General features: G+C 73.8%; 7 protein-coding genes. All 7 read right to left on the bottom strand.

Features of this window, described 5'->3' with window-relative positions; all coding sequences use genetic code 11:
- Positions 1-58 precede the first annotated feature (58 nt).
- The 7 genes from BEP24_RS09580 to BEP24_RS09550 all read right to left on the bottom strand — a co-directional run bounded on the left by BEP24_RS09580 (position 59) and on the right by BEP24_RS09550 (position 9,364).
- A complete protein-coding gene (locus tag BEP24_RS09580) occupies positions 59-3,913 on the bottom strand; it encodes an AAA family ATPase (protein ID WP_065962739.1) in 3,855 nt (1,284 codons plus the stop codon).
- A 108-nt stretch (positions 3,914-4,021) separates the two neighbouring features.
- A complete protein-coding gene (gene mutM / locus BEP24_RS09575) occupies positions 4,022-4,993 on the bottom strand; it encodes a bifunctional DNA-formamidopyrimidine glycosylase/DNA-(apurinic or apyrimidinic site) lyase (protein ID WP_065962737.1) in 972 nt (323 codons plus the stop codon).
- A gap of 4 nt (positions 4,994-4,997) precedes the next feature.
- Positions 4,998-5,723, bottom strand: a complete 726-nt coding sequence (rnc, locus tag BEP24_RS09570; protein WP_083230260.1) for a ribonuclease III — start codon at positions 5,721-5,723, stop codon at positions 4,998-5,000.
- Positions 5,724-5,736: 13 nt separating this feature from the next.
- Positions 5,737-5,940, bottom strand: a complete 204-nt coding sequence (rpmF, locus tag BEP24_RS09565) for a 50S ribosomal protein L32 (protein WP_056126067.1) — start codon at positions 5,938-5,940, stop codon at positions 5,737-5,739.
- Between the two features lie 44 nt (positions 5,941-5,984).
- Complete coding sequence (locus tag BEP24_RS09560) at positions 5,985-6,557, bottom strand: DUF177 domain-containing protein (RefSeq protein WP_065962735.1); 573 nt, start codon at positions 6,555-6,557, stop codon at positions 5,985-5,987.
- 66 nt (positions 6,558-6,623) lie between these two features.
- On the bottom strand, positions 6,624-7,118 hold the full coding sequence (coaD, locus tag BEP24_RS09555; protein WP_065962734.1) for a pantetheine-phosphate adenylyltransferase: 495 nt from the start codon (positions 7,116-7,118) through the stop codon (positions 6,624-6,626).
- A 26-nt stretch (positions 7,119-7,144) separates the two neighbouring features.
- A complete protein-coding gene (locus BEP24_RS09550) occupies positions 7,145-9,364 on the bottom strand; it encodes an ATP-dependent DNA helicase RecG (protein ID WP_065962732.1) in 2,220 nt (739 codons plus the stop codon).
- Positions 9,365-9,432: the final 68 nt, after the last annotated feature.

Below are 9,432 nucleotides of genomic sequence, written 5' to 3'. Positions count from 1 at the left end.
GTGCGACGACGGGGCTGGTGGGCACGGCGCTCGGTGCGGGCGGCGCGGCCGGCGGGCGCTACGCGACCGCGTCGGCGGGCTCCGACCCGCGGCGCTGCTGCACGCGCTGGCCGACGACCGCCGACACACCGTCCTGCCGCATCGAGACGCCGTACAGCGCGTCGGCGATCTCCATCGTGCGCTTCTGGTGCGTGATGACGATGAGCTGCGAGGACTCGCGGAGCCGCTCGAACACGGTCAGCAGCCGCCCGAGGTTCGCGTCGTCGAGCGCCGCCTCGACCTCGTCCATGATGTAGAACGGCGACGGGCGCGCCGTGAAGATCGCCACGAGGAGCGCCACGGCCGCGAGGGACCGCTCCCCGCCGGACAGCAGCGTCAGCCGGTCGATCTTCTTGCCGGCGGGCTTCACCTGCACGTCGATCCCGGTGGCGAGCAGGTCGTCGGGGTCGGTCAGCGAGATCGACCCGGAGCCGCCCGGGAACAGGATCGGGAAGACGACGTCGAAGGCATCGCGGGTGTCGTTGAACGCGGACTCGAAGATCGTCTGCATCTTCGTGTCGAGCTCCTCGATGATCGTCAGGAGGTCCGCGCGGGTCTTCTGCAGGTCGTCGAGCTGCTCGGCGAGGAACGCGTGCCGCTGCTCGAGCGCCTGGAACTCCTCGAGCGCGAGCGGGTTCACCTTGCCGAGCCGACCGAGGTCCCGCTCGGCGGCGGCGAGGCGCTGCTCCTGCTCGGCGCGCACGTACGGGACGGTCTCGACCTCGCCGGGGTCGATGCCGTCGGAGGCGTCGTACTCGGGCAGCGCGGGGCCGCCCGGCAGCGTCGACTCGGCCGGGACGAGCGCGGGGACGTCGTCGTCGGACGCGGCGGTGTCCTCGGACACAGCGGCGGTGTCGGCGGACGCAGCGGCACCGTCGGACGCAGCGGCGTCGTCGTCCCGCTCGCCGTCCTCGGCCGCAGCGGTGTCGGCGGACGCAGCGGCGCCGGCGGACGCAGCGGCGTCGGCGTCCCGCTCGCCGTCCTCGGCCGCCGCACGTGCCCGCTCGGCGTCCCGGTGCCGCCGCGCGAGCACCCGCGGGTCGACCAGGACGTCGACCGGGACCGGCACGTGCGGCCCGTACTCCGCCACGAGCACGGCCTCCCCCAGCCCGAGCTCGCTCTGGGCACGGTCGAGCACCCCGGACACGTGCAGCTTCTTCTCGTAGATCTCCATCTCGAGGGAGTGCACGCCGTCGGTGATCGTCTGCAGCCGGTCACGGAGCCCGCGTTCCTCGGCACGGATCGCCTGGAGCTCGGTGTTGCGCTTCGTCCGCTCGGACTCCTCGGTCGCCAGGCGCACCCGAGCCTCGGCCAGCGAGCGGTCGACGGCGCCGAGCACCACGGGCAGGTCGGCGAGCACGTCCTCGGCGACGGCGATCTGTCCGCGCCGCACGACGGCGAGCCGGGCGGCCTCCTCGGCAGCGGCGCGCTCGGCCTCGAGCTGCCGTTGCAGCCCCGCCGCCCGGTTCCGCTCCGACCGCGCCCGCTCGCGGATCGTCTCCACCTGGATGCGGTGCTCGATCTGGGCGGCACGCGCGGCCTCGAGGGCGTCCAGCAGCGCGGGCCGACCCGAGGCGTCGACCGTCGGTCGCTCCTGCGCGTCGAAGGCGGCCAGCGCCTGCTCGGCGTCGGCGAGGGCCTGCTCGGCCGCCTCGACGCCGCCGTCGGTCTCGCCGAGCGCGGCGCGCAGCCGCTCGACCTCGGCCGCCGCGTTCTCGGCCCGCGCTCGCGTCGACGCACTCGACCGGTCGTACTCGGCCTTGGCCGCGGTGTGCGCGCGGAGCGCCCGGTCCGCCTCGTCCGTCCGGCGGCGTGCGTCCTCGACGGCGCTGCGCGCGGCCTGGAGGCCCGTGGCCGCGTCCTCGGCGTCGCTCGCGACGGCGTCGCGGCGGCTCCGGGCGTCGTCGCGTTCCGCGACGAGTTCGATGCGGGACACGGCGCGTTCCCCGCCGCCGGTGACGCGGACGCGGCCCACGAGGTCGCCGGAGGGCGTCACGACCGTCGCTTGCGGGGCGGCGGTGAGCACGGCCTCCAGGTCGACCCCGTCGTCCAGTGCGACGAGCGTCGTGCGCAGGAGCGCGGTGATCGCCGCCGGTCCCCGCACCAGGTCGAGGGCCGGGCGGACGCCCGGCGGCAGGTCGGCGGGCAGACCCGGTGCGTCGCCGCTGCCGTCGGCGACGTCGGCGACGACGACGTCGACGCGGCCGAGGTCGGCGGCGCGGGCGTGCTCGACGGTCGCGAGCGCGGTGCCGCGGTCCGCCGCGAGGACGGCGTCGGCGAGCCCGTCGAGCGCGGCGGCGACCGCGGCCTCGTGTCCGGGCTCGACGGTGAGGGCGTCCGCGAGGCGCCCGAGGACCCCCTCGCGCGCGGCGTCGATGACGGCCTGCGAGCCGTCGCGGACGTCGATCGACATGCCGAGGGCGGCGACCCGTGCGTCGAGGGCGTCGCGCTCGCGCTCCAGGGCGTGCAGCCGGTCACGCCGGGCGTCACGGTCGGCCTGCGCCGTCTCGAGCGCCTGCCGCGCGGCGTCGAGCGTCGCGGCGAGGGCGTCGGCGTCCACGCCCTCGGCCGGGTCGACGCCGACGTCGGTCAGCGCTGCGGCGGCGCGCTCGGCACGCTCCTCGGCCTCGGCGAGGGCACGGGCGCGGCGGTCGCGGTCGGCGACGACGGACCCGCGGCGCGACCGGGCGACCTCGACGGCGCCGCGGAGGCGCTGCGCTTCGAGGTCGTGCGCGGAGACCCGGGCGGCCTGCGCCGCGATCTGCTCGTCGAGGGCGTCGAGCCGGTCACGGGCATCCTGCACCGCGGCGGCCGTCGCACCGGCCCCCGCGGCGGTCTCGGCGGCACGCGCCTCCAACCGCTCGGCCTCGGCGCGGACGCCCTGCACGCGCTCCGGCGTGATCGTCGGGCCCTGCTGCGGGGCGTCGGCCTGCTGCGCGAGGAACATCAGCCGCTGGTTCGCCAGGCTCGACAGCCCGCGGAGGCGCTCCTGCACGCTCTCGAGCCGGTGCACCACGGTCCGGGCGCGGTCGACGTCGTCGCCGACCAGGCTCTGCTCGACCTGCTGCTGCCGCGCACGCGTCTGCTCGAGCCGTTCCTGCAGGACGATGCGCTCGGACTTGCGCCCGGTCTCGACCTCCTGGTGCTCGTGCAGCTCGCGGCGGAGCCGGACGACGTCGTCGGCGAGCAGGCGGGCCTTGGCGTCCCGGAAGACGGCCGCGACCGACTGGGCCCGCCGAGCCACCTCGGCCTGCCGTCCGAGCGGCTTGAGCTGCCGTCGGATCTCGCCCGCGAGGTCGGACAGGCGGGTGAGGTTCGTCTGCATCGCGTCGAGCTTGCGGAGGGTCTTCTCCTTGCGACGCCGGTGCTTGAGGATCCCGGCCGCCTCCTCGATGAAGCCGCGGCGGTCCTCGGGGGTGGCGTGCAGCACCTTGTCGAGCTGCCCCTGCCCGACGATGACGTGCATCTCGCGGCCGAGGCCGGTGTCGCTCAGGAGCTCCTGGACGTCGAGCAGGCGGCAGTTCTCGCCGTTGATCGCGTACTCGCTGCCGCCGTTCCGGAACAGCGTGCGGGCGATGGTCACCTCGGAGTACTCGATCGGCAGCAGGCCGTCGCTGTTGTCGATCGTCAGGAGCACCTGGGCGCGGCCGAGCGGACCGCGGGTCGAGGTCCCGGCGAAGATGACGTCCTCCATCTTGCCGCCGCGGAGGGTCTTCGCCCCCTGCTCCCCCATCACCCAGGCGAGGGCGTCGACCACGTTGGACTTGCCCGAGCCGTTCGGGCCGACGATGCACGTGACACCGGGCTCGAACGCGAACGTCGTCGGCTGCGCGAAGGACTTGAACCCCTTGATGGTCAGGCTCTTCAAGTACATGCGGGTCTCCGGGCGGTCTGCTGCGCTGCTGCTGCTGACGTTGTTGCTCTGGTGGTGGTGCCTGCGGTGCCGCTGTGGCTGGCGCCTGCGGTGCCGCTCGGCGTCAGGCTAGCGCGTGCGCTGGCGCGGAGCGGGCTGGCACACGGGGCAGCGGTGGCTCGACCGGTTCATGAACGCCTCGCGCACGATCGTCGTCCCGCAGCGCGGACACGGCTCGCCCTGCTGCCCGTACACGGCCAGGCGCTGGGAGAAGTACCCGGACTGGCCGTTCACGTTGACGTACTGCGCGTCGAAGCTCGTCCCGCCGTCCTCGAGGGCGCGGCGGAGCACGCTGCGGACCTCGGCGAGCAACCCGTGCAGGTCGGCGCGGGGCAGGCGTTCGGCGGGGCGGTCGAAGTGCAGTCGCGCGGCCCACAGGGACTCGTCGGCGTAGATGTTGCCGATGCCGCTCACGACGCCCTGGTCGAGGAGCACGCGCTTGATCCCGCTCGAACGCCTGCGCGCCGCCGCGACGAACCGGTCGTCGTCGAACGCGGGGTCGAGCGGGTCGCGGGCGATGTGCGAGACCTGCGTCGGGATGGTCCGACGCCACGGCGCGTCCGGCTCCCGGGCGTCGACCGCGCCCGCGGACCCGGCGGGTGCGCCGTCCACCGTGGGCACCATCGCGTCGATCGCCATCGACCCGAACGTGCGCTGGTCGACGAACTCGAGCTCGACGGGGTCCTCGACGCGGCCGTCGGGGCGGACGGTCGCCGGTTGCACGTCGATCGTGATGCGGCGGTGCCTCGACGGCGGCCGGTCGCGGCCGAGCAGGATCTGGCCGCTCATGCCGAGGTGCGCGACGAGCGCCTCCGGCCGGGCGTCGTCGTGCGCGGACGTCAGCGGGAACCACATGAACTTCCCGCGGCGCACGGCTGCGGCGATCGTGCGGCCGGTCAGGCGCTCGGCGAAGTCCTCCGCCGGACCGTCGTGGCGCGTGAGTGCCCGGTCGTCGGCGACGTCGACGTGCAGCACCCGGGCGCCGCTGACGGCGGGTTCGAGACCGGCGCGGACGACCTCGACCTCGGGGAGTTCGGGCACGCGGTCAGGCCGCCCGGCCGGACAGCCGCGTCCACGCCTGGAGCGCGGCAGCCATCTCGGCGGTCTTCTTGCTCGACCCGGAGCCGGTCGACACCGACTCGCCCTGCAGCACGACGGTCGCGTGGAAGGTCTTGTCGTGGTCGGGACCTTCCTCGGTCACCCGGTAGGACGGGTTGCCGAGGGAGAGGGTCGCGGCGAGCTCCTGCAGGCTCGTCTTGGGGTCCATCGCGGCGCCGAACCGGTCGGGGTCGACCATGAGCGGCTCGACCAGGCGGAGCACGAGCGCGGTGGCGGCGTCGGGGCCCGCGGACAGGTACGTGGCACCGATGACGGCCTCGACGGTGTCGGCGAGGATCGACGCCTTGTCACGGCCGCCGGTCTGTTCCTCGCCCTTGCCCAGGCGCAGGTACGCGCCGAGGCCGATCATGCGGCCGATCTCGGCGAGGGCGACCGTCGAGACGAGGCTGGCACGCCGCTTGGCGAGTTCGCCCTCGTCGAGGTCGGGGAAGGACCGGAAGAGCTTCACGGTCACGGCCTGGCCGAGGATGGAGTCCCCGAGGAACTCGAGGCGCTCGTTGTGCCGGATCCCGCCGTGCTCGTACGCGTACGAGCGGTGGGTCAGGGCGAGCTGCAGGAGCTCGAGGTCGATGTCGGCCTCGAGGAGCCCCTGCAGACGGACGACGTCCGGCCCCACGGGGCGGGACCCCGTGGTGCCGGACGTCGCGGTCATGCGTGGAGTCCGATCAGACGTCGGCGACCTTGCGGCCCTTGTACTCCATGTACAGGGGCGTGCCGGCCGAGTCCTCGACGACCTTCGCGCGGTGCGGGAGGCTGTAGGTGACCTGACCGTTCTCGATCGTCTTCACGAGCTGGACCGGCGCGGCCTTCCACTGCGAACGACGGGCGTGCGTGTTGGCACGGGACTGCTTGCGCTTGGGAACGGCCATGGTGGTTCTCTTTCGGTAGGTCGGTGGTCGGTGTGCGAGGAGCGTCAGGCCGTGCGGCCGTCGTCCTCGGGGCTCTGGTTCGGTGTGCTGCCAGCCGGGCTGTCAGCGCTGTCGTCGCTCTGGAAGCCGCCCAGGGCGGCCCAACGCGGGTCCAGGACCTCGCGAGGCGTGTGGTCCTCGAGGTCGGCCAGGCGCTCACCCGTCTCCGGGTCGAGTCCTGGGCAGTCCGGTCGGCAGACCGGCTGGAACGGCAGCGACAGCACCACCGCATCTCGAACGACCGGTTCGCAGTCCACGTGGTCATCGCGAACGAAGAAGTCGAAATCCTCCGAGACATCGTACGCGAACAGCTCGGCGAAATCGACCTCGACGGGCTCGCTGATGTCGATGAGGCAGCGGGAGCACTCCCCGGTCGCCTCACCCGAGGCGTGCCCGGAGACGAGGACGCCCTCGTGCAGGCCCTCGAGCCGGACGTCCAGGTGGAGCTCGGCGCCCTCGCGGACGGCGATCACGCCGGCACCCATCGCGTCCGGCACCTCGACGTCGAGCGAGTGCTCGCGCATCTCGCCCGGGCGGTGCGCGAGGTCACGCACGCGCAGGGCGTAGGGGCTGTTCACGGGGGAAGACACGATCGACGATCCTAGCCTGATCCGGGCGGGGAGTCGAGGCAGCAGCGGGGCGTGTCAGCGGCCGGTGCGTGCGGCGAGGGCCTCGGCGACCACGGTCGGCACGTACGGCGTGACGTCCCCGCCGAGCGAGGAGACCTGGCGGATGAGGGAGCTCGACACGTGCGCCCGCGACGCCTCGGGCAGCAGGAACACCGTCTCGACGTCGGCCAGGTGCCGGTTCATGATCGCCATCGGCGTCTCGTACGCCACGTCGTCGCCCGACCGCACGCCCTTCACCAACACGCCGGCCCCCACCTGTCGGCAGTAGTCGACGAGCAGGCCCGCGGTCCATTCCCCCACGCGGACCGAGTCGGGGATCCCCGTCTCGGCGAAGGAGTCGCGGATGAGCCGCACGCGGTCGGCCGCGTCGAACATCGCCGGCTGCTTGTCGGGGTTGTGGACCACGAGCACGTGCACCTCGTCGAAGAGCCGGGCGGCCCGACCGATGACGTCGAGGTGCCCGAGGGTCACGGGGTCGAAGGAACCGGGGACGACCGCGATCTGCGCCATGACCGCCACGCTACCGGCCGACGGGCTCAGTTCTTGCCGAGGAAGGCCGCGTCGGACTCGTCGAGGCGTCGGGCGAGCGCCTCGCGCAGGGCGGGGTGGTGCTCCAGTCGGGGGTCCGGCTCGAGGACGCGCTCGGCTTCCTCGCGCGCGTCGACGATGAGGTCGGCGTGCTCGACCACGCGCAGAAGGTTGAGCGACGACCGGCCGCCGGACTGCCGCTCGCCGAGCACGTCGCCCTCGCGGCGGAGCTCGAGGTCGACCCGGGCGAGCTCGAACCCGTCGTCCGACGCGGCGACGGCGTCGACGCGTTCGCGGGCGGTCGTCTCGGCCTCGGCCGTGGTGACGAGCAGGCAGACGCCCGCGTACTGGCCGCGCCCGATGCGCCCGCGGAGCTGGTGGAGCTGCGAGACCCCGAACCGATCGGCGTCGAGCACCGCCATCATCGACGCGTTCGGCACGTCGACACCGACCTCGATGACGGTCGTGGCGACGAGGACGTCGACGTCGCCCGCCGCGAAGGAGGTCATCACGCGGTCCTTCTCGTCGGCGGTCATCCGACCGTGCAGGACCTCGATCCGGCGGTCACGGAGCACGGGCATCGCCCGCATCCGCTCGGCGGTCGCGAGCACGGTCGCCGGTGCCCGCTTCGGGGTGTCGTCCTCGGGGTCGGGCTCGCCGTCGTCCTCGGTGTGGGCTTCGTCGATCGCGGGGCAGACCACGAACGCCTGCCGGCCCGCCGCGAGCTCCTCGGCCATCCGGGTCCAGATGCGCGACTCCCAGCCGGGGTGCTCGGCGAGGCCGACCGCGAAGGTCTCGACCCCTGCACGACCGGACGGCAGACCGGTGATCGTGGAGACGTCGAGGTCGCCGAACACCGTCATCGCCACCGTACGCGGGATCGGCGTCGCGGTGAGCACGAGCACGTGCGGCGGCGTGGTGCCCTTCGTGCGGAGGGCCTCGCGTTGCTCGACGCCGAACCGGTGCTGCTCGTCGACGACCACGAGGCCCAGCTCGGCGAAGTCCACGCGGTCGCCGAGCAGCGCGTGCGTGCCGACGACGAGGCGCGAGCTGCCCGATGCCGCGGCGAGCAGTGCCCGGCGTCGCTCGTCGGTGGACTGCGAGCCGGTGAGGATGACCGGCCGGAGCTCGGCGGCGAGGTCCGGCCCGAGGAACTTCACGATCGACCGGAGGTGCTGGGCGGCGAGCACCTCGGTCGGGGCGATGAGCGCCGACTGGCCGCCCGACTCGGCCACGGTGAGCATCGCCCGGATCGCCACGAGGGTCTTGCCGGACCCGACCTCGCCCTGGACGAGCCGGTGCATCGGCCAGTCTCCCGCGAGGTCGTGGGCGATCTCGGCGCCGACCGCCCGCTGGTCGTCGGTCAGGGTGAACGGCAACGTCGCGTCGAACCGCTCGAGGATGCCGCCCGGCTCGGCGCGGCGCGGGGTGGCGGCGGTCGCCCGTGCCGCGATCCGCCGCTGGACGAGGGCGGTCTGCAGGACGAACGCCTCGCGGTAGCGCAGCGCGTCCTGCGCCCGCTTGAAGTCGGCGACCTTCTCGGGGCGGTGCAGCAGCTCGAGGGCGCGACGGAACGGGACGAGGTCGAGCCGGGTCCGCACCGACGCCGGGATCGGGTCGGGCACGTCGGGCAGGGTGTCGAGCACCACCGCGATCGCCTTGGCGATCTGCCACGAGGTCAGCGACGCCGTCGCGGGGTAGATCGGGATCGGCTGGCGGGACCACCGGATGGCTTCGTCGTCGAGCGGGTCGGCGTCGGCGCGCGGGTCGTCGCGGTCGAACAGCTCGTAGTCGGGGTGGGCGAGCTGCCGGGCACCGCGGTAGTCGCCGACCTTGCCGGCGAAGATGCCGCGGGCACCTGGCACGAGGTCCTTCGTCCGCCACCCCTGGTTGAAGAACGTGAGCGTGAGGATGCCCGACCCGTCGCCGATCTTCGCTTCGAGGATGGAACCGCGGCGGGCGCGCATGGTGCGTTCGCGGACGTCGATGACCTCGGCGACGATCGTCACGGACTCGCCGATCGCGAGCGAGTCCAGCGCCGTCAGCGCCCCGCGTTCGGCGTACCGGCGGGGCGCGTGCTCGAGGAACTCGCCCACCGTGCGGTACCCGAAGGCCTTCTCGATCGCGCTGGCCGTCCGACCGCCGAGCACGCCGCTGAGGCGTGCGTCGAGGGGCGCGGGACCGAGGTCGGGTGCGGCGGCCGGTGCGGGGGTCGCGGAGGTGGGCACGCGACCACGGTACCCGGCGCGTCCGACGCGCCACGTGCCTCCCGGCCGTCCTGTGGAGGAGCGCGGGA

This window comes from Curtobacterium sp. UCD-KPL2560 (assembly GCF_001705035.1).
Taxonomy (GTDB): domain Bacteria; phylum Actinomycetota; class Actinomycetes; order Actinomycetales; family Microbacteriaceae; genus Curtobacterium.
Note: the sequence above shows the minus strand (reverse complement) of the source record. Positions and strands in the feature narration are given on the sequence as shown.